Annotated in this window: 15 protein-coding genes and 1 pseudogene; 2 read left to right on the top strand and 14 right to left on the bottom strand. The window is 39.5% G+C overall.

Annotated elements, in window-relative coordinates:
- Nucleotides 1-14: 14 nt before the first annotated feature.
- Nucleotides 15-1,460, bottom strand: a complete 1,446-nt coding sequence (locus tag IEE83_RS23075) for a RagB/SusD family nutrient uptake outer membrane protein (RefSeq protein WP_228102060.1) — start codon at nt 1,458-1,460, stop codon at nt 15-17.
- Between the two features lie 90 nt (nt 1,461-1,550).
- Nucleotides 1,551-4,580, bottom strand: a pseudogene (locus tag IEE83_RS23070) (SusC/RagA family TonB-linked outer membrane protein).
- Nucleotides 4,581-4,913: 333 nt separating this feature from the next.
- Between IEE83_RS23070 and IEE83_RS23065 the strand changes: the two are divergent.
- Nucleotides 4,914-6,083: a LacI family DNA-binding transcriptional regulator gene (locus IEE83_RS23065; RefSeq protein WP_194122837.1), complete on the top strand. Its 1,170-nt coding sequence runs from the start codon at nt 4,914-4,916 to the stop codon at nt 6,081-6,083.
- 132 nt (nt 6,084-6,215) lie between these two features.
- Here IEE83_RS23065 and IEE83_RS23060 read toward each other — a convergent pair whose 3' ends face one another.
- The 5 genes from IEE83_RS23060 to IEE83_RS23040 all read right to left on the bottom strand — a co-directional run bounded on the left by IEE83_RS23060 (nt 6,216) and on the right by IEE83_RS23040 (nt 14,228).
- A complete protein-coding gene (locus IEE83_RS23060) occupies nt 6,216-6,686 on the bottom strand; it encodes a PIN domain-containing protein (protein ID WP_194122836.1) in 471 nt (156 codons plus the stop codon).
- Nucleotides 6,687-6,946: 260 nt separating this feature from the next.
- Nucleotides 6,947-8,614, bottom strand: a complete 1,668-nt coding sequence (locus tag IEE83_RS23055) for a RagB/SusD family nutrient uptake outer membrane protein (protein WP_194122835.1) — start codon at nt 8,612-8,614, stop codon at nt 6,947-6,949.
- A gap of 38 nt (nt 8,615-8,652) precedes the next feature.
- A complete protein-coding gene (locus tag IEE83_RS23050; protein WP_228101937.1) occupies nt 8,653-12,192 on the bottom strand; it encodes a TonB-dependent receptor in 3,540 nt (1,179 codons plus the stop codon).
- Between the two features lie 219 nt (nt 12,193-12,411).
- Nucleotides 12,412-13,527 carry a FecR family protein gene (locus IEE83_RS23045; RefSeq protein ID WP_194122833.1) on the bottom strand — a complete coding sequence of 372 codons (1,116 nt, stop codon included), beginning with the start codon at nt 13,525-13,527 and terminating at the stop codon, nt 12,412-12,414.
- Nucleotides 13,528-13,622: 95 nt separating this feature from the next.
- Nucleotides 13,623-14,228 carry an RNA polymerase sigma factor gene (locus tag IEE83_RS23040; protein WP_194122832.1) on the bottom strand — a complete coding sequence of 202 codons (606 nt, stop codon included), beginning with the start codon at nt 14,226-14,228 and terminating at the stop codon, nt 13,623-13,625.
- 243 nt (nt 14,229-14,471) lie between these two features.
- Between IEE83_RS23040 and IEE83_RS23035 the strand changes: the two genes are divergently transcribed.
- Complete coding sequence (locus tag IEE83_RS23035; RefSeq protein WP_194122831.1) at nt 14,472-15,542, top strand: glycoside hydrolase family 76 protein; 1,071 nt, start codon at nt 14,472-14,474, stop codon at nt 15,540-15,542.
- Between the two features lies 1 nt (nt 15,543).
- Here IEE83_RS23035 and IEE83_RS23030 read toward each other — a convergent pair whose 3' ends face one another.
- The 7 genes from IEE83_RS23030 to IEE83_RS33640 all read right to left on the bottom strand — a co-directional run bounded on the left by IEE83_RS23030 (nt 15,544) and on the right by IEE83_RS33640 (nt 20,539).
- Entirely contained in the window at nt 15,544-16,311 is a 768-nt protein-coding gene (locus IEE83_RS23030) for a glycosyltransferase family 2 protein (RefSeq protein ID WP_194122830.1), read from the bottom strand.
- A gap of 33 nt (nt 16,312-16,344) precedes the next feature.
- Complete coding sequence (locus IEE83_RS23025) at nt 16,345-17,679, bottom strand: RNA-binding domain-containing protein (protein WP_194122829.1); 1,335 nt, start codon at nt 17,677-17,679, stop codon at nt 16,345-16,347.
- Between the two features lie 26 nt (nt 17,680-17,705).
- On the bottom strand, nt 17,706-18,977 hold the full coding sequence (locus IEE83_RS23020) for a glycosyltransferase family 4 protein (protein WP_194122828.1): 1,272 nt from the start codon (nt 18,975-18,977) through the stop codon (nt 17,706-17,708).
- Complete coding sequence (locus IEE83_RS23015) at nt 18,974-19,717, bottom strand: methyltransferase domain-containing protein (protein ID WP_194122827.1); 744 nt, start codon at nt 19,715-19,717, stop codon at nt 18,974-18,976. Before IEE83_RS23015 ends, IEE83_RS23020 begins: the two co-directional genes overlap by 4 nt.
- Before the next feature lie 291 nt (nt 19,718-20,008).
- Nucleotides 20,009-20,218, bottom strand: a complete 210-nt coding sequence (locus tag IEE83_RS23010; RefSeq protein ID WP_262893249.1) for an ORF6N domain-containing protein — start codon at nt 20,216-20,218, stop codon at nt 20,009-20,011.
- Between the two features lie 14 nt (nt 20,219-20,232).
- Nucleotides 20,233-20,367 (bottom strand): ORF6N domain-containing protein, encoded by a 135-nt coding sequence (locus tag IEE83_RS33325; protein ID WP_262893248.1) that lies wholly within the window; start codon nt 20,365-20,367, stop codon nt 20,233-20,235.
- Between the two features lie 16 nt (nt 20,368-20,383).
- Nucleotides 20,384-20,539 carry an ORF6N domain-containing protein gene (locus tag IEE83_RS33640; RefSeq protein ID WP_369009348.1) on the bottom strand — a complete coding sequence of 52 codons (156 nt, stop codon included), beginning with the start codon at nt 20,537-20,539 and terminating at the stop codon, nt 20,384-20,386.
- Nucleotides 20,540-20,555: the final 16 nt, after the last annotated feature.

The raw sequence follows: 20,555 nt of genomic DNA, 5'->3' as shown, positions 1-20,555 counted from the left end.
TTTGCTCATTGAAACTATTGCCAATCAGGATTTTGCACCAGTTTTGGATTCGCATAAATTTCGTCCTGAGGTATTGGGAAATATTTGTTTTTTGCCGTTGGCGTGCGGACAGGATATACACTATTTACCGCTTTTGGAATTGCGGTCAGGAATTTTCCTGTTCGTGTTAAGTCATACCAGCGGTCACCTTCTGCAAAAAACTCCCAGGCACGCTCCTGTATCACTGCATCAATAAATGCATCCTTACCAAGACCCGTTGCCAGGTCAGGAAGTCCGGCGCGTTTTCTGATCACATTGATAAAATCATAAGCGACACCAGTTGCACCGTTCAATCTAGCTTCTGCTTCGGCAGCGATCAGGTACATATCGGCAAGGCGCAAAATTGGAATATTAGGAATCATCCCGACCGTAGAAACCGGATCCTGATATTTCTTTATCAAAACCGCATCCGTTGTTATCGGCGTAATATTTTTTTGAGCAATCGTCTTGCCGGTTTTGTCAATATATGTTGTGTCAAGCAACAATCTGCGCTTATCTATCGGATTGAAAGAATTGAAAAATGATTGATAGGCAAACATGGAACCGTAAGATGTTTTGGCATATTCCGGGGCAGCACTTCCTGTCGGGCCCATCAAACTTGTCAGTTGATGTGACCGTGTTTGTGTTAGCGGATCCACTTCAAATGCCCACATATTTTCTGCGCGGGCAGCATCTTCTTTGTCGTAACGATAAGTATCACGCACATCCGGCATCAGGGAATATTTTCCGGAATTGATCACTGCTTTTGCTTTTTCCAATGCCTTTGCCCAGTCTTCATTATACAAAGCAGCTTTTGCATAAAGTGCGTTTACGACTTCATTGGAAGGGCGTCCTTTATCAACATTCGGGTAGGATGGAAGGCCGGCTGTCAGCGCCTGGTCAAGATCTGCGTAAATTTGTTTGTACACATCCGCTTTTGGACTTTTGCCCACAATCGCTTCTTCCTGCGAGTAACTTGGCGTTGTTTTTATGGGTACGTCACCAAAGTTTTTTGTCAAAGTCCATTGGTAAAACGCGCGCAAAAAATAGGCTTCACCAATGATCTGTTTCTGGCGGGTTGCATCCATGGTTGCTTCCGGAACTTTTGCAATGATCCAGTTTGCTTTTTCAATACCATCATAACCCGAGGACCAGATTTGCTGCGGAGATTCATTTGTCCGGGAATTTGTTTTCTGGGTTGTGTAATTGACATCGTACGTAAAAAGTGTCAACGTATTTCTACCCACAACACCACGTGGATAAGTCTGGTCGTCGCTGAAATCTGGTACCAGCGTTGCGGCCGGACCGGAATACATATCAGCCAAAGGATCGTACGCTGCAACCAGACCTTTTTCAGCATCTGCGGCAGTTTTGTAAAAATCTTCGGTATAAATGGAGGAATAAATCGTCTCGTCGAGCTGGCAGGCATTGAACAAAAACATGCTTATGACAAGTCCGGCCGAGGATAATTTTATATATGATGGAAACATAGGTTTCATATCGAATTCAGTTTTAAATAGGGAAATAATGGCTTAGAACGTGATTTGCAGACCACCCAGAATTGATTTTGCCTGTGGATAGACAAGGTTGTCTACCCCAATGACAGTGTTGGAACCTGCATAGGTATTCACTTCGGGATCAAAGCCGCTGTATTTCGTAATCGTCAGCAAATTGTTGACACTGGCATAAATCCTGATCTGTTGAATCCCCTTAATTTTCGGCAATGTGTAACCCAGCGAAATGTTTTTAAGCCGCACGTAAGATCCGTTTTCAACGAAATGATTGGTCACCGGTAAACGTCCGCTGACGTAGGCGCTCGCATATTCGTTGTTAGGATTTGTAGGTGTCCAACGATCTGCCAAACCTGCCAGCATATTTCTGCCTCCACCTGGATTTTCAAAAGAAAGTCGGCTGGCGTTATAAATATCATTTCCCTGAGAACCTGAAATGAATATGCTCAGGTCAAAATGTTTGTAAGATGCATTGGTTGAAAAACCATAAATAAATTTAGGATTTGGATTGCCTGTAACGACTTGATCGTCAGCTGAAATTTTTCCATCGCCATTTACATCTTTTACTTTATGTCCGCCAAGTCGTCCGTCGTACCCGGGCAGGATCGCATCTCCGGTTTGATTGATTCCGTCAAAAACATAGGTTTTAATCAAACCAAGCGGTTGGCCAACTTTCAAAACCGTATAAGCCGTAATGAATCTTTCCTGGGTAAGTCCGCCGTCCAGTCCTAAAACTTTGTTACGGTTGAATGTGATATTTCCTGAAACGTTCCAGGTGAAAGCACCATCAAGAATTCTGGCATTGGCCGCAAGTTCCAGACCTTTATTCTGAAGGGAAGCAAAATTTCCGGTGATGTTCGCGTAGCCAGAACTCAGCGGTAACGCTTTGACATACAATAAATCATCCGTCCGTTTTTTATAAACATCAGCGATTAAACTCAATCTGTTATTCAATAAACTTACATCAATACCAACGTTGGCCTGTTTTGATTTTTCCCATCTTAAATCCGGATTTGAGATACCGGATGGATTTATTCCGGTTATATAAGTGTGGTTAAAATTGTAATCAGCACCTTGGGCAGAAACCGTTGCCAAAGATTGATAGGGAACGAGGCCACCCGCATTTCCTGTAATCCCATAACTTCCACGAATTTTCAGATCAGAAAGCCAGGAAACATTTTTAATAAACGGTTCTTCAATCAAACGGTAAGCGGCGGATACTGCCGGGAAAACTCCATATTTATGATTAGCGCCAAACTTGCTTGATCCGTCGACACGCGCTGTAAGATCTACGAAAAGTCTGTCTTTAAAACCGTAATTAACCCTGCCCATATAAGAATCAAGACGCGAACTGTTACGGGTACTGGTAACGGTACGGGTTAACGCAAGTTGAAGTGCTTCATTACTTGTGGCATCATTTGGGAAACCGGTCGCACTTATTTAATTCTGATTAAATAATTCGATCTGCGTTGCAAAAAGTGCGGTTGCTTTTAAGGAATGATTAGGTGCAAGCTGCGTGGCGTAGGTAAGAATACTTTCATGCAAAAGCGATTTTGAATTTGCATTTCTTTTGTATCCGGAACCCGAATTATCATTTAAATCGTTTTTTGCGACGATGGATCTTGGAGAATATCGATCCTGTAAGCTGCTTTGCAAATCAGCGTTAAAAGATGCGCGGTAGGATAATCCTTTGAACAAAGAAACTTCACCATAAAGATTGACCAACGTACGATTGATTGCTGTCCGGTTCAGCATGGAACCAAAATTCAACGGATTTGTCACCTCACGATATTGTCCTGCGGCTTGTTCTCCAAATGGGAAAATTGAGCCATCTGGGTGATAAGGCTGTAAAGTTGGCGGTGCGCCGATGGCAGATCCAAGAATCGAATTAGTTACGACACCCGCGTCTCCAACGGTTTCTGAGCCAGTTGTAACACCATTATTAACGTTAAAGCTTCCAAGAATACTGGTACCGATTTTTACCCGTTTACTAACTTTATGGTCAACATTCAGACGGTAAGAATAACGTTTGAAATTGGAATTGATGATGATACCGTCCTGATTGAAATAATTCAGGGAAAGTGCCATTTGTGTTTTTTCTGAACCACCATTAATCGAAAGCTGGTGATTTTGAATAGGCGCTTCTCTGAAAATAATATCCTGCCAGTTTACACCTTTGCCAAGTGAAGCTGGATCTTTGTAATAATTGTTTTTGAAAACTTCATTTTCCAGCTGTGCAAATTGTGTAGCGTCTAAAACAGGTAAAGTTTTTCTTACTTTCTGGCTTCCGTAATATCCGTCATAGGTTACACGCGTTGCACCTGTTTTTCCTCTTTTTGTTGTGATCAATATAACACCGTTTGCTGCTCTTGAACCGTAAATCGCTGATGAAGAAGCATCTTTCAGGATTTCAATCGATTCAATATCATTAGGGTTTATGGTTGAAAGCGGACTTACATCCGTAATCCCGCCACTATTGGAAATCTGGATTCCATCGATTACATAAAGTGGTTCGGAGGTTCCATTGATTGAGTTAGTTCCACGAATTCTGACACTGATATTTCCACCGGGCGAACCTGAATTTTGATTAATCTGAACACCGGAAATACGTGATTGAAGTCCCTGCGCTAGGTTTACAACAGGAGTTTGTACGAGATCTGATGCTTTTACAGAAGCGATAGAACCGGTCGTTTCTATTTTTCGCTGTGTTCCATAACCTACAACGACCACTTCATCCAGTGCTTTTTGGTCAACTTTTAAAGTAATGTCAATCGTTGTTTTACTATTTACAGGTATTTCCTCTTTCAGATAACCAACAAATGAAAATACCAGCGTTGACTGGGCAGTGGCTGCTAATGAGTAAGTTCCATCGACATTTGAAAGTGTTCCTTGCTGTGAACCTTTCACAGTAACACTTGCGCCAGGAACAGGCTGACCAGTTTCGTCAATAATTTTCCCTTTGACAGTCCCATCCTGTGCATGCAGGAATTTCCCGGATGCGGTTATGACCAGGAGAATTAGGAAAGTGATTTTACATAAATTTTTGAGCATAGTTAAAAGGGTTTTGATAGTAGCGTAAATTGAAATAGTTCAATTTTTTTAGGTGTTCAACTAATGTTTTCCAAATCTGAAAAGATTCGATAGAATGCCTTTTTTGATTGAAAACCGGAATTATTACTTGAATATAGGAAGCAAAAAAGTTTTGTCAAGGCCGAAAAAACGCAGAAATATCACGAATTATCACAAAAAGTATCGGTAACGTTTGCGGATACGTTACCGATATATGGTTATGATTATTTTTTATATGAAAATTTTATAGAAGTTATTTTTAATATCTTTGAAAGAGAATTCTATGATTGTTTGGTGATATATTGAAATAATACAATGATCTCATGTCCTAAGTGCTCCGAAGTCGGATCGATAATGAAAGCGGGTTATGTGCGGAACAAACAGCGTTATGTTTGTAAAGACTGCAATTACTTTTTCACGCTTTCAAATCCGGATCAAATCACGCCCAGAAAAAATAGCCGACGGCACCAGACTACCATTATTGATATTGCCCGATCAACCGGCGTTTCAAATTCAACGGTTTCCAGGGCACTGCATGGACATGCTGATATTAGCCCTGAAACCAGAAATGCGGTTTTGGAAATGGCTGCGCTGCTTGATTATCAGCCAAATCAGTTGGCTTATAATCTTGTAAAAAGCCGGACAAATACGATAGGTATGATCGTGCCGGAATTCACCAATTCATTTTTTCCAAATATTATCATTGGTGCCCATGAGCTTTTGACAGAGGCTGGGTACAATCTGACCATTATGCAGTCCAATGAATCTTACCCGATTGAAGTTTCCAATACTAAAGCGATGCTTGCCAACCGGATTGACGGTTTATTGATTTCCCTGACGCAGGAAACTAATAATTATGATCATCTGAAAGTGTTTGAGAAAAGAGGAATTCCTCTTGTGCTTTTCAACCGCGTTTGTGATTATGTATCCGCTCCAAAAGTGGTTGTAAATGATTTTGAAGGTTCTTTTTTAGCTGTGGAACATTTGATATTAAACGGTTACGAGCGCATAGCGCATTTGGGCGGTCCGCTTAATTTGCTGGTAAGTCGTGAACGCTTGCGTGGGTACCGCGCTGCTATGGAAAAGTATGGCAAAAGTATTGAAGAGAATATGGTGATCCAGGGAATGTTTTCGCAGCAAAAGGCGAGGATTTATGGGAAATACTTATTGGATCTCGAAAACCGGCCAGATGCAATTTTCGCAGTAAATGATTCTTCTGCGATTGAAATTATGCTGATGGCTTTGGAAAAAGGAATCAGAATCCCGGATGAGTTAGGTGTTGTAGGTTTCAGTGACAATCCGGAATCTGCCTACATTGGTCCGGGATTAACTACGATAAGACAGCCAACCAATGCAATCGGTAAAACATCCGCGCAGTGGGTTTTACAATTGATTGAATCGGAAGAGGAGATGATTTTGCCTAATGAAAAGGTGTTGAAAACGGAGTTGGTGGTGCGGGGGTCTTCGAGGCGTAAGGATTTTTAATTTTTGGTCAAAACTGCTGATTTTGTTTGATCCAAATATGCCCGAAATTCCTCATAAGACATATTTTTTATATCATTTGAAATTTTGTCCTTGATTTTTCTGAATGTTTTGACTGTGTCAAATTCTTTTGTTTTACCATTTGTAGATTTCATTGCCTATTATATCTTTTGGTGAACAAATACTAAGCGCTTGGTAACCTAATTGTAAATTTACAGAATTATATCCATAAATTCTATGGACATTAACTATGTGCTTAAAGTTCCAGCTCACCAAAACATCAACCTTATTTAAAGTTGCTACGGCTATATGGATGCAATCATCTAAACTTGTCTGTCCAACAACATTTTTTGTTATATAGGTCTGTGCCAGTTGAAAAGATTCTGGTGTGACATTCACCAATTGTCTCTGATCTCCTTTTAAATCAAGAAAAAACGTCTTAACTCTTTTCGGAGCCTTAGATATTTCTTTTTCCGTCAAATCAGAATAGATACATTGAATCTGTCCCAAATTGACTTTTTCGAAAAGAATTAATGACTCCTTTTCAAACTCAGTATCAAACACCCCACCAAAAACAGATGTATCGAAGTAAAATCTATGTTTCATCAAATTTGCTAAAAAATCCTAACCTTGATACGGATTTTTGCAAAAGTGTCACTATGGTCAATAATTAATTTTCTCTTGCCTAAAATTAAAAAAGTGCGCTCCCACAGGAAACGCACTTTCATAACTACGGAAGAAAATTATTGATATACTCTTTAATTTTTTGCGGGCAATCAGTATTTCCGCATTATGATTTAAATAAATTAAGGGTAGGAATAGTTTATATTAATTCGCCGGGTACTTGGCGTACCCGGCAAATTGGCTTAATTTGGATTTTGTTTCAGGACATTAGATCCCATGATATCAATTTGCGCCTGAGGAATCGGGAAATATTCACTGCTTCCTTTTTTGAAAACTGCTCCGTTCAAATATGTTCTTTTGATTTTTTCTTTCGCCAGATAAGCATTCAAAACCACATCCGCATTTCCCCAGCGAACCAGGTCAAAGTGACGGTGACCTTCCATTGCCAGTTCAAGACGACGTTCGAAACGAACTGCTTTTCTTGCATAATCCTGGCTTGCGAAAGCGGTATATGGTTTTACCAGATAATTTGCAGCAGGCGTTCCGTCATCTTTTTTCACAACTTCCGTAGCTGCGCGGGTTCTGATCTGATTTACGATGGTCAAAGCTGTTGGAAGATCGTTTTCTTCTACTGCAATTTCAGCACGCATCAAAAGAAGATCAGCATAACGGATCGCACGATAATTGTTTGCGTTGGCGCGAGGAGATTCTGCACCGGCGTTATCACCGCTGTTAGCGAAAAACTTCTTGAACGTATAAGGCCCTGCAAAACTTTGATCACGGATCCAGTTTTTGCCCGGGTGAATTCCCCAGTTAAGGAAAGGCAAGCCACGGCGACCAACTGTCCAGTCTAATCTTGGATCCAAAGTTCCTGTCTCCGGAGTGAAAGGATCACTTGAAGCTAAACCTTCGTCATTTTTTACATCTACATCGTTGAAAGTATCCAAAAGTGGCAAACCTGCTGCATCCGTTTTAAATGCATTTACAAGGTTTTGTGAAGGCTGATAAAACCCGCAGCATCCGCCAGGACCTGAGCCATAAGGAAAATTAAGGTTATCACCCCAGCTACCATTTTCTCCACTACCACCGTCAGCTACTGACATTTGTACTTCAAAAACGGATTCGCTGTTGTTTTCCGTAGCAATTCTGAAATTGTCATGATAATTGGCAACCAATGAAAAAGGACCGTTTGAGATAATATCGACAAGCAAAGGTTTTGCTGCTGTATAATCGCTTTGGTACATATGAACTTTCGCAAGCATCGCTTTTGCAGACCATTTGCTGGCTCTTCCAACCTGTGCTTTTGTAGCAGAAATATTATCCACAGCAAACTGAAAATCTGCTTCGATGTTTGGCCAGATATCTTTATCGTTCGGTAGGTTGATGTAATCCGTTACCGTTTCATCAACGTAAGGAACCATGTTCCACATTTTTTTAGCTTCAAAATGGTACCAGCCACGAAGAAATCTTGCTTCTGCGGTAGCCTGCGTTTTTTCAGCCTCTGTCATATCCGTTGCTTTTCCGATCAGACGCAACACATCATTTGAGCGCGAAACACCGTCGTAAAGTGCCACCCATTTTTCGTTAAAACCACCAATGTCAGCCTGTTGGATATATTTTTCAATGGTTGTAATTTGAGCAAGGTCACCAACATCACTTCCTTTATAGCCATCATCAGATGCCACAGTTCCGTAGATCCAGTTACTTACAGCAGAAAAATATGTTCCGCCGGAACCTACACCGTCCAATAAACTGTAAGCACCGATCAAAACTGCATTTACACCGGTTTTATTTGCAAGCATGGTTTCGTTTCCTACGCCAAGTGGTGTAGTTTCCAGGAATTTATCTTTACAGGAATCCATTATTCCCATGCAAACCAATGCTGTCAATACTAAAATTTTCTTTTTCATATTTTTTGATTTAAAAAATCCGTGTCGGTTTGTTTTGATTAAAATCCAAAGTTGAGACCAACCTGATACATTTTAGATCTTGGGTAATTTCCCTGATCCACGCCTAATACAGTAGTTCCCGGAGTTGATCCAACCGAGGTAACTTCCGGATCAATTCCGCTGTATTTTGTAATGGTGAAAAGGTTTTGTCCCTGCACGTAAATTCTTGCGCTTGTCAAGCCAAGTTTAGACAACGCTTTTGATGGGAAAGTATAACCGATGGTCAGGTTTTTCATTCTGAAATACGTACCGTCTTCAATAAAGTAGCTTGAAGGCTGCTGACTTCTGCTGTCGTTTGCATCCAGAATCGGCAATACCGCATCAGGATTTTCCGGTGTCCAGGAATCATTCAGCATACGAAGACTTCTGTTACCTGCTTGATTATTGAAATCTGTCCAGCGTTTTACCATGTTCAAAATCTGGTTTCCTTTCACACCCTGGAAGAATGCAGAAAGGTCAAATCCTTTATAACCAAGGTTCAGGTTGATACCGTATGTGAAGTCCGGATGAGGATTTCCAAGGAATTTTCTGTCGGCATCTGTAATCACACCGTCTTCATTTGTGTCGTGGTATTTGTATTTTCCAACAGCGGCATAACCTGGATAAGTTGGTCCGGCGTCCACTTCTGCCTGATTTTGGTAAATCCCGTCAATCTGTAAACCATAAAAAGAATATAGCGGCATTCCTGCAACCGAGCGGCTCCATGTATAACTGCGAATTGTTGGTCCAAGAAGAACAGCAGAAGCACTGTTGTTCAATTTCACTACGTTGTTTTTGTAAGCTGAAATGTTAGCGCCGATCGAGTAAGTAAGCTGACCATCCAATGCTTTATTATTAAAATCAATCGCAAGGTCAATCCCTTTGTTATTCATTTCTCCAACGTTTACAAAAGGAATTGTGGCAACACCTTGTGTAGCAGGCAAACTAACCTGATACAACATATCCGAAGTAGTACGATTGTACAAATCAAGATTAAGACCAAACATTCCTTTCAGGAAAGTTGCATCCAAACCAACGTTCGTCTGCGTTGTTGTTTCCCATTTTGCATCCTGATTTCCAAATGCTTGTGTATCAAAACCAGCCTGAACAGAACTGTTAGATCCGTCAATTGCGTAAGAAGATTGGTTCAAAGTAGAACGGTAAGTGCTGAAACCGTTGTAGTTACCAATTTCCTGGTTACCTGTTTGTCCCCATCCACCTCTCAACTTCAAATCATCAAGCCAGGTAGTGCCTTTCATGAAAGCTTCTTCGGATAAACGCCATCCTGCACTGAATGCAGGAAAGGTACCATAACGGTTGTTTTGTCCAAAACGCGAAGAACCATCGCGACGAACCGTTGCTTCCAGTAAATAACGGTCTTTCAAAGCATAGTTAACTTTTCCAAAAACGGAGAAAAGTGACCATTGATAACCGGCTCCTGAGTTGTTAATACCCGCAGAACCTGCGCTTAAATACATGTACTGAGGATCTTCCGAATAAAATGTGGTACGGGTTGCAGAAAAGTCTTTTCCTGTACCTTTAATCGCCTCTGTTCCTGCCAGAACATTCAATTTGTGAATCGTTCCGAAAGTTTTGGTATAGTTAAGCGTATTTGACCAGGTCCAGTTTACGTCCCATGCGTAGGCATTTGTCAGCGAGTTATTCGATTCAATTTCTGCCTCTTCCAAATCCAGAAGTACATACGCTGTTCTGTTAGCATGGGTGAAATCGACACCGATACTTGATTTCGCAACAAGATCTTTTAGTACGTCAACTTCTACGTAAGCGTTACCGAAAGTTCTGAAAGTGTTAACACGGTTGTCTTTTGTACGATATAACTGAGCAACCGGGTTCGTGGCTGGTCCCAAACCAGCCGCACGTGTTGCAGCAAATTTGCCCATGATATCATAAACCGGAATGATCGAAGGAATACGGAATCCGTTTCCGATCGGGTTACCATCCTGGTTGTTGGTTGTACTTGCTGTACCGTTATTGCTGTAATAACCTTTATTCTCAGTATAACTTACTTCAAGATTTTCTCCAAAACGAATTCTCTTTTTGAACAAAAACTCAGTATTTGAACGAAGAGAATAGCGGTTGAAAGAAGTATTTTTCAAAATACCATCCTGTTTGAAATAGTTAAGTGAAAGAGCGTATCTGCCGGTTTCGCTTCCACCTGTCGCGCCAATGTTGTATTCCTGAATGGCAGCATCACGAAGAATTTCTTTCTCCCAGTCCGTACCTTCTTTGTTTGCTTTTACGATCTGGTAAAAACCGGTGCGGTTGTAATTGTAGAGCGATGGATTTGTAGCAGGATTTCCTTCGGACAAACCATACTGAGAACCAGCTAAAATATAATCCGGCACGACTGCATTAACACCATTACCATATTGCTGATGCGAAGGATTTCCGTTTGTAAGAACACCTGCATTTCTGCGCTGGGTCCAAAGAAGATCACCAAATTGTTGTGGATCAATGATCAATCCCAAATCAACTTTTCCGGTTTGTACACCGAAACGGCTGTTGAAAGAAAACTGTGGCGCACCAGATTTTCCCTTTTTTGTTGTAATGATAATTACACCATTCGCAGCACGTGAACCGTAGATCGAAGCAGAAGAAGCATCTTTCAAAACCTGCATCGATTCAATGTTATTCGGGTTGATGCTGTTCAAACCACCTTTTGTAGGAACACCATCGATTACATACAATGGATCGTTGTTGTTAACCGTACCAAATCCACGGATACGAACCGTCGCCTCACCACCTGGTGAATTATTTGAAGTAACCGTCACACCCGCAACGCGTCCCTGCAATTGCTGAGCAACGTTTGGAGCAGAAACTTTTGTCAATTCTTTTGTATCAACTGTTGATACAGCACCGGTAATATCTCTTTTTGATTGAGAAGAATAACCCGTAACAACAACTTCGCTCAATGATTTTACATCCGATTGAAGTGTGATTTCAATCATCGATTTGTTGGCAATGTTAATTTCCTGTGTCAAAAAACCGATCGAAGAAACAACTAATGTGGTACTTCCGTCCGGCAATTCAAGAGAAAAACTTCCCTCGCCATCCGTTGTGGTTCCAACACTTGAACTTCCTTTTAACACAATCGTCGCACCCGGAACAGTCGCTCCTGTGGCGTCAATAACCTTTCCCTTGATAGAAAATAATGCTGATTTAATCGTTTGGATCGATGTTCCCATTCCTTCGATCTGAGGGACAGAAGGTTTTGTTCCGGGAATTCTTTTCAGTAAAATCTGTTTTCCGGAAACTTCGTAAGTTACCTTTAAAGGCGTAAGGAAATTTTCAAGAATCGCTTCCAGTTTTTCATCCTTTGCATTCAGATTTACCTTACGTTCCGACTGGATCAGTTCAGGGCTGTACATGAAATTTACACCCGACAGTTTTCCCAGTTTTTCAAGAGCAACGCCAATTTTCTGTTCCTTTAGATTGATCGTCAGGCGACGGTTAAGCACTTCCTGTGCATTACTGTCTATCGCAAACGACATGGTGGAAAACTGTATAACAATAAACAATTGTATGAGGCTGATTCTCATAATTTTAAAAAGGCATTGGGGCCATTGTAAGGTTTTTTTCATACTTTTGAATGTTTTGATGGTTGTTAAAAAATCAGCAAAATAATTCCCTGGTCCCTTTTCGGGGGACTTCATCTTAGTGCCAACATAGGTGGGGATTTTAGTCAGGGTGAATGATGTTGACGCATCGTTCACCTTTTTTGTTTGTCTTCAAATAGTCTGGAGTTTAGGATTAAAGAATTATTGACAAGAATTTCCGGTAATACTTATTTTGTTTTCACTCACCTGATAGTTTGCTTCCAGTATCGCACAAATCCATTTCAATTTATTTTCCAGCGGTTCGTCTCCAAGTGTTGCCGTGATACTGCAATGCGCCATCGTTTGTTCATTGTACTCAATATCAATTCCGTAGGCTTTTTCAAGTGATGTAAAAACCTCCGAAACTGGCGTGGCATTATAAGTGAATTTTTGATTCTCTATCGGAATTTTCAAAAGCAGCGATCCTGTTACTGACGATCTAATTAAACGCGATTTCGCTCTTTCAAAAGTCGCCTGCTGATTACAGGTCAACAATAACGCGGATAACTTGTTGCCATCCTGATATTCTTTCAAGTGCTTATCAGTACTTGAAAAGACTGAAACTTTTCCGGTTTTGACAGCTACCAGTACGTTTTGGTCATCTTTATCCGCTTTGATACTAAAACTTGTACCTAATACTTTGGTTACCAGTTCATTGGCATAAACGAAAAATGGACGTTCAGGATCTTTTGTGACTTCGAAAAACGCTTCTCCTGAAAGCACAACAACCCGCTTATCCTTATCAAATTCTTTGTTGTAACTAATCCGGCTATTTTTTCTGAGTACTACCGAACTGCCATCAGGCAACTGTACATACCGAACTAAATTATTTTCATTGATGACTTCAATAACCGTTTCAGCTGATTTATTCAAAGAAAGCTGCTGCTGATTTTCAATAAATATGTTCTCGTTGTGATATTTTAGATAAACAAAAAGTCCTGCTGCGATCAGCAGTAAAACTGACGCGGCGATGGCTCTGCTATATTGGAACCAATTGAAATCGCCTTCCAAAGTTTTATTGGCATTTTCTCTGCGTTTTGCAATTTCCAAAGCCTGACTAACTTTGTAAGCTATATGTTCATCGGTAATCGGGAGGGTGTCATTTTGTATGGACAAAAGGCTGAATCTTGCCTGTTCCAATGCTTCTTTTTTTAAGGCATCATTCGCCGACCAGTTTTTCCAGTATTCATCAAGATCCGGACTTTCTTCAAGTACCCAGGCTATAAAAACCGGATTTTTTATCAATTCCTGAAAAAGCGCGTCGAGCTTGGCATTCATAAATAACAATATATTTCTACCTCTATATTGTTACTATCTGTTTAATCTGTATGGATACTCACTTGCCAAACTAAATTTTTACTATTCTTTAAAAATTATAATATTATTTCGAAAAATGAATAAAAGATAAAAGAAAAAGAAGGGCTTATTGGCCATATATTACGCAGGGTTGACAAAGCGCGTTGCAAAATATTACTGACGGATTGCGGCTTAATAGCAAGCAAAACTCCGATTTCTTCGGATTTTAAACCTTGAAAAAATCTTAGATAAATAACTTCCCGTTGCCTTGTCGGAAGTTGCGTCATTAATTCTTTAACCTGATTTTTTAGATTAAGCTCATTTTCATTTTGGATGATCACTTCTTCGGAGGAAAATTCCTGCCAGGTATCGACGAATTCTCCTGTCAATTCCTCTTCTCCGGCTAGCGGTTTCAGCGTTTTAATGATTCTGTGACGAAAAGATTTTAGCAAATAAAACTTGATCGAGGGGGTGTCATTGAGATTTTGACGGTGGAGCCAGAGATGGATGAATAAATCCTGTAAAGCATCTTCGGCAATTTGAACGTTTGGTGTAAATCTTAAACCGTAGTGAAGTAAAGTGCGGTAGTATCGTGTGGCGAGCTCGGTATAAGCTGCCTCATTCCCGTTCCGGAAACTGTCCCAGAGTATTGAATCATCGGTATGTTTGGAGATCTGAGTCAATAGTGATTCTGTTGAAAATAGACATCGTAGAATCAAAAATAGGTAATGGAGGTATTATATAAAATACTATTTTGAATATTATTAGAATATCAAAATTTAATTACGTTATTCTTCAAGTTTAGGTGAAGTTTCAACACAATTGTGATGAAAATTGGTGTCCGGATATAAAATTTGCCGCAAAAGAGTATAACAAACATAGACTTTCACTTTGTTATTTCAGTTCCTAACTTAATGACATTGTCAATGATCCGGATTATTCCATTTCAACTTTTTCTGGTATTCTGTTTTTTTGTAGATGCAAATGGGCAACCTGCTGGTATTGATTATAAATCACGAGTAAATGCCATCAGCAGCAATATAAATTCTGTTTTTTACGAATCTGAAACCGGGTTGTATAAAGAGACAAATGGTAAAAACGACAAACTACATTCTTATTTATGGCCGTTATGCGCCTTGGTTCAGGCCGCTAATGAAGCTGAGCAAATAGAGCCGGGAAAAGAATTTATGAAACCGGTTTTAGCAGCAATCGCTCAGTACCATAATACAAATCCGCCAGTGCCTGGTTATCAGGCTTATGTAACAAAAGAAGAAAAAGATTCGCGTTTTTATGACGATAACCAATGGATCGCGATTGCTTGTCTGGATGCTTACAACCGGACAAAAAAGAAATCATATCTGGATATCGCTGAGGAAATTTACCGGTTTCAGATGACAGGTTATGATGAAAAATCGGGTGGGGGATTGTACTGGAAGGAAGATGAAAAAAATACGAAAAATACTTGCTCAAACGGTCCAGGAATTCTGGTGGCTTTGCAATTGTACAAGGTCACAAAAAAGAAAGAATATTTGACAACGGCGATCAAGTTGTATGGCTGGACAAATAAAAACCTGCGCGCATCCGATGGTATTTTTTACGATGCAATCAAGATTCCAAGTTTGAAAATCGATTCAGCAAAATATACCTACAATACCGGAACAATGCTCCAATCCAATGTTATTTTGTATACGATTACAAAAGAGAAAAAGTATCTGGATGAAGCTGAATTGATCGCAAATTCTGCGGAAAAATATTTTTACAAGAACAAAAAGTTGCCGGGAAATTATTGGTTTAATGTTGTGTTGCTTAGAGGCTACGAAGAGCTTTATAAAGTGAACAAAAACAAAAAACAATTTCAGTTTTTTGTTGACGATGCCGAGCGTATCTGGAAAGAAGAAAGAGATGAAAAAGGTTTAGTAGGAACAAAAGCGGCCAAAACCCTGATCGATCAATCGGCGATGATGGAAATGTATGCAAGATTGGACGGGATGAAATAGTCTACCAATATTTCCCATTTTTCCGCGCAAACCAGAATCCCCGCCAGAAAATTAATCCATGATTCCAAAGCGAAGGAATCAATCCGAAATGCTTTTTTAAAACATTATAACGATCTAATAATGAGCGGCGATGATTTTGTATTGACAGTCCGCCCATTAAATACCGACAAAGAATAAAATCCATATACTGTGTCTTTTTTGAGTTTTTCAAACAGGAAATTTCCCAGTCAATATCAGCACTCAGATTGGTGTAATCATAGGGTGGGGCAATTTCTTTTTTAGCAATAAAAGATTGGTGGCAAACTTTCATTCCCAGTGCAAAATCTTTCCAGGTAAGGTTTTTAGGCAAATCGTGTGGAGTAAATTTACTTCTTAATCCAACTTCACTGCCATCTTCGCGAACTAGCAATGCATCGCTGTAATAAACATCTGCATTACTTTCAAACGCAGAAATTAACTGACTTAAAATGTTTTCATCCTGAACTTCATCACCAGCGTTCAGAAACCATAAATACTTTCCAGTTGCCAGATTCAAGCCTTTATTCATCGCGTCATAAAGTCCGCGATCTGGTTCAGAAATTACTTTTGAGATAAATTCGAATTCACTGGCAATGGTTAAAGTGTTGTCTTTTGAACCTCCGTCAATGATCAGGTATTCAACCACAGTTTTATCCGCCAGTTTTGCCAATGCCTTTTCAGCGCTTTTCAGCGTTCGGGGCAGGAAGCGTTCGGCGTTGTATGTGATGGTGATGATTGTTAGTAAAGGCATTCGTATCGATTTTTGAATGAATCAGATTCACCCTTATTTTATTATTTCCCAATGACCGCCTTTATCAGGCCCGATCCGGTTAATTATTTTTTGATCTTTTAGCTTTTGTATTTGCCATTCAATACCTCGTCTGCTTAATCCGGTAATTTGTTGAATGGCTTTTGTCGTTATTCGGGAATCGGATTTAATCAGGTTCAGGATAATTTCTTCGGTTTTCTCCACAGTTTTCTCCACAGTTTCCTCCACAGTTTTCTCCACAGTTTTCAGTACAGTTTGTGTAGAAACAATAACCCTAAATCCGTGCTGAAAATTTTCAAAAACGGGCGCTTCTAAACCGTAATTCAGAAAGGCATTTTGAATTCTTTTAATACCAGATCCATACTTTTCAATAACACCAGCTTCTTTGAAAATCGAAGATACCTTTTTATTTCTAGCCTGCGATGTGTAATCTCCGCTGAGTAATTGTTCAATGGAAATTGATTGTGGTAATGGACCAGGGTTGAAAAATTCGATATAATGATCAAAAACTTTCACAGATGAATCACCATAATGCATATAGTCGCGGTGGACGATCATGTTAATAATAATCTCACGAATTGCATTCAGAGGATATTCCCAGCGTTCCTCGCGTTGAGGATTTCCGGTAATGATATACTCTTTGTTTATATGTTTTTTAATAAAAGTTAATACATCTTCGATTTGAGAAAATAAATCGCTCCGGAGCGTTAAGCCATCTTTTATCAAAGTTGGAGCAGAAAATCTTCCCAATTCAATCGTTGCCAGAAACACGTCATTTTTCGCGAATAACAAATGGCACGCGTTGGCAATTTGGGATTCTTTAATCAGCTCAAATTTGTACAAAACCGTTAACGGATCATCCTGCAACGGATTTTCTTTGAGTATGTTTGATTTTTCTATAAACGAACGTACTTTTTCCAACGAAATATCGTCCAGTTTGTAATCGTTTGTTGCATAACTGTCCCAGCTTGTGTTGAAAGTTTTGAGATGCATATCCGAAATTTCTCTCAAATTCAATTGATGATTTGAGTTTTGGACCCGTTTGAAATAGCGTCCGCGAAAAGCTACCGGTTTGATTGGGAATTCTTTAATCGAAAGCGAAATTATTTCTTTTCCTTCAATTTCAAGGAATTCAGAATCAGGAATAACGGAAGGCTGCGTTTTGTGTTTGATTTCATTAAGCCATTGCTGAACCGTTTCTTCCCGGATCACGAAATTTTTGACAGGTTCTCCATCATCGTTAATACCAATAAAAATCTGTCCGCCTTTCGTGTTGGCAAAAGCAACCAGCGTTTCAATTACGGCATCACTAAAACGGCTTTTATATTCGGTATTGGAGTTTTCAGACATATGTAAAAGATATGAAAACTGCTTTGTCATTTGTTTTTCAACAATGATTTGTACAGCGTTTCATATTGAGACGCGACAATATTTTCCGCGTAACTTCCCAGTACTTTTTCCCGCGCTTTTTTAGAAATTTCTCCATCCGTATTATTTTCCAAAACCCACTGAATCCCGGTTGCTAACGACTCAACAGATTTATATTCTGAAAGGTATCCGTTTTGCTGATGATAAATCATTTCCGGAATACCGCCTATGTTGAATCCAACTGCCGGCGTTCCACAGGCAAAAGATTCCATAATCGTATTTGGCAAATTCTCTTCGAGAGAAGGAGTTACAAAAACCGACGCTGCGTTATAAGATAATACTATCTGTTTTACATCGGACAAATGTCCAAGTTTATGCGTCTTAAATGGTAATTGATTTAACACTTCTTCTTCCGCCTGCCCGAAAACCAGAAGTTCAATATTTTCAGAAAGCTCGGGATGTTGATTTTTAAGTTGAATTAATGCTTCCTGAAAATACGAAAAACCTTTCATCAGCGCATTTACGCGCATGGCGGCGAAAAGAATTAAATGTTTGTCAGTTGGTAAATTTAATTGTTGCCTCGCTTCCCTTTTTGATATTGGAGAAAATACGGTAATGTCAATTGGATTTGGAATCGATTCTATTTTAAAGCCATTAAGCAAACTGCTGTTTCGGGCTCTTTTGGATAGCCACTGACTGCAACCAACTGCTGTAAAATGATTAGGCTGATAGGCTGAGTTTTTGGAAAACCAGTCTTTTCTGGAAATATCATTTCCACCCGGGTTTTTCAAAAACTTGCAGTTCCCACATTCAATCTGATAGTTTTCGCATTCGCCGCTATGATGACAGCCGCCCGTAAAAGGCCACATGTCATGGAAAGTCCATACGACAGGTTTTCCCAGCGCCAGTAATTTTTTTATAGAACCGGTTGATAAAAATCCGAAGTTAACCCAGTGTAAATGAATGATATCTGCATTTTGAACAAGCGGATGTTTGCTGATATCCACGCCAACGATACCACGATTAAACAGAAAACGAATCTCTTTCGATCGTTCGTAGGGTAAAAATAAAAGTCGTTCAGCGATAAATCTCGCCCAGACAAATTGTTTTTTTAATGAAGTATTGGCGATTGTGGTTACAGCCGGATTTTCCGTTTTTTTTTCCTGAACCAATATGTCGCCTTTGATGGACGAATGTTTTTCCAAAGCCTTTTGCAGTCGGGAGCAAGCTATGGCTGCGCCGCCGCTACTGTCGCTGGTATTGATAAAAACTACGTTCATGCACGGGCCGTTATGACGATATAAGGTGATAGCGCCTTTGTTTCAAACGGAAAAAATTTAGAAAAAACTTTAAGCGAAAACCAGGTCGATTTGCGGAAAGCTTGTACCCAGGCAGGCTGTTTATTTTCATTTTCCAGCCAAAGCATGAAACGGCCGGAATAATAAACTTCAATATCTTTCAATCCCAAATTCTGGCAGATATTCCGCAGATAAACAAGATCCATACTTTCAATAAAATGCTTGTCGTAATTGTCGCGGTCAAATGTCTTTTGAAACCAACCGTTTAATCCCTGAAAGTTTGGCAGTGAGATAAAAAGTATCCCATTTTCAGAAAGAAACTGGGTATGCTTTTCAATAATTTCCGTTGTATTTTGAAAGTGTTCAATCAAACCGTTTGACATGACGAGGTCATATTTGCCAACGGGAGAGTAGTTGAATAAATCAGCTTCAATCGTCCCGACCGAACCTTCTGTTATTAGATTCGCTTTTTCAAGATCATGCAAAATCTTCGGATGTATGACGAAATCCAGCAGATCGGTTTTAATCTTTAAATTCTTGTGCGCCCAAACGGAATAATAACCCGGAAACCCACCGATTTCAAGCAGACTTTTTACCTGATTTGTGGTCACCAGTTTTTTTAAAAGAGACAAGAATGGATAATTATCAGGGATACTAAAAACGAGTCCGGTCTTACTTTCCCAATAATTCAACCAAAATTCTTTATCCGTCAGGCCATTCATAGATTTTAAAAACAGATTATGCTTATTCGAAACTTTGCAGAAAGACCAAAGTTACAATTTCAAAATTAAGATGTCTTTAAAAAATATAACCGGAGTAGATTTTCTTCAATCTTGAGGTCACAATTTGTGATCTCAAGATTGAACTGTTATTCGTGGCTATTTTTAAATCCTATTACTTTTCTTTAGGGATGTGGGGGATTTAATAGAAAATTCAAAGTTTCGTAAATGTCTTTAAATTTAATTTGCATCTCATTTTCCAGGCTTTCGATGCGCTGTTTCAATTCCGTTGAATCAATAATATTGACGAATCATAACAAAGGCCCGCATATTGGTGATGTTTACTTGAAGTGCTTTTTGACCTTTCAACACACTTGATAATATGGCAGTACCTAGTTCAGTAAAAGCAAATGGTAAATATTTACTATGTTCACCTCTTTGATTCTTTAAGATCACAAATTGTGATCTTAAAGAATCAAATTCCAGCGAGGTCAATTCAAACATAAGTCTGCGGGAAATCAATCAACATTTCTCCTAACAGCCTGTTTCAAAGATCTTGTTTCAACTTCATACATTTCTGCCAAATCGAAATCCAGCATAACTTTCTGTCCACGAAGCGTGAACACTTTGTTTTGTATAGCGATCAGTTCCATAAATTCAGTTTTTAAATTATATGGAATACTGAAAATCGATAATTAGGTCACAGCTTTTTCGATTCTCTAAGATCACAATTTGTGACCTTAGAGAATTACATTCTGGTCTTGTAATTTCAAACATAAAGTCGTCAGGAAACCTGTCACAAGGCGTTTCAATGGAACGCTTCATATCGAGGTGTTTATTT

Origin of the sequence: Dyadobacter subterraneus, assembly GCF_015221875.1 — a bacterium.
Classification (GTDB): domain Bacteria; phylum Bacteroidota; class Bacteroidia; order Cytophagales; family Spirosomataceae; genus Dyadobacter; species Dyadobacter subterraneus.
The sequence above is the reverse complement of the archived record's forward strand: the minus strand, read 5'-3'. Positions and strand labels throughout refer to the sequence as shown.

Bases quoted from the DNA above. Each gene is read 5' to 3' on its own strand.
- IEE83_RS23025 (WP_194122829.1), bottom strand. From the start codon at position 17,679: ATGTCTGAAAACTCCAATACCGAATATAAAAGCCGTTTTAGTGATGCC.
- IEE83_RS23030 (WP_194122830.1), bottom strand. From the start codon at position 16,311: ATGCCTTTACTAACAATCATCACCATCACATACAACGCCGAACGCTTC.
- IEE83_RS23020 (WP_194122828.1), bottom strand. From the start codon at position 18,977: ATGAACGTAGTTTTTATCAATACCAGCGACAGTAGCGGCGGCGCAGCC.
- IEE83_RS23075 (WP_228102060.1), bottom strand. From the start codon at position 1,460: ATGTTTTTGTTCAATGCCTGCCAGCTCGACGAGACGATTTATTCCTCC.
- IEE83_RS23035 (WP_194122831.1), top strand. From the start codon at position 14,472: ATGATCCGGATTATTCCATTTCAACTTTTTCTGGTATTCTGTTTTTTT.
- IEE83_RS23065 (WP_194122837.1), top strand. From the start codon at position 4,914: ATGATCTCATGTCCTAAGTGCTCCGAAGTCGGATCGATAATGAAAGCG.
- IEE83_RS23045 (WP_194122833.1), bottom strand. From the start codon at position 13,527: ATGAATGCCAAGCTCGACGCGCTTTTTCAGGAATTGATAAAAAATCCG.
- IEE83_RS33640 (WP_369009348.1), bottom strand. From the start codon at position 20,539: ATGAAGCGTTCCATTGAAACGCCTTGTGACAGGTTTCCTGACGACTTT.
- IEE83_RS33325 (WP_262893248.1), bottom strand. From the start codon at position 20,367: ATGGAACTGATCGCTATACAAAACAAAGTGTTCACGCTTCGTGGACAG.
- IEE83_RS23050 (WP_228101937.1), bottom strand. From the start codon at position 12,192: ATGAGAATCAGCCTCATACAATTGTTTATTGTTATACAGTTTTCCACC.
- IEE83_RS23060 (WP_194122836.1), bottom strand. From the start codon at position 6,686: ATGAAACATAGATTTTACTTCGATACATCTGTTTTTGGTGGGGTGTTT.
- IEE83_RS23055 (WP_194122835.1), bottom strand. From the start codon at position 8,614: ATGAAAAAGAAAATTTTAGTATTGACAGCATTGGTTTGCATGGGAATA.
- IEE83_RS23010 (WP_262893249.1), bottom strand. From the start codon at position 20,218: ATGTTTGAATTGACCTCGCTGGAATTTGATTCTTTAAGATCACAATTT.
- IEE83_RS23015 (WP_194122827.1), bottom strand. From the start codon at position 19,717: ATGAATGGCCTGACGGATAAAGAATTTTGGTTGAATTATTGGGAAAGT.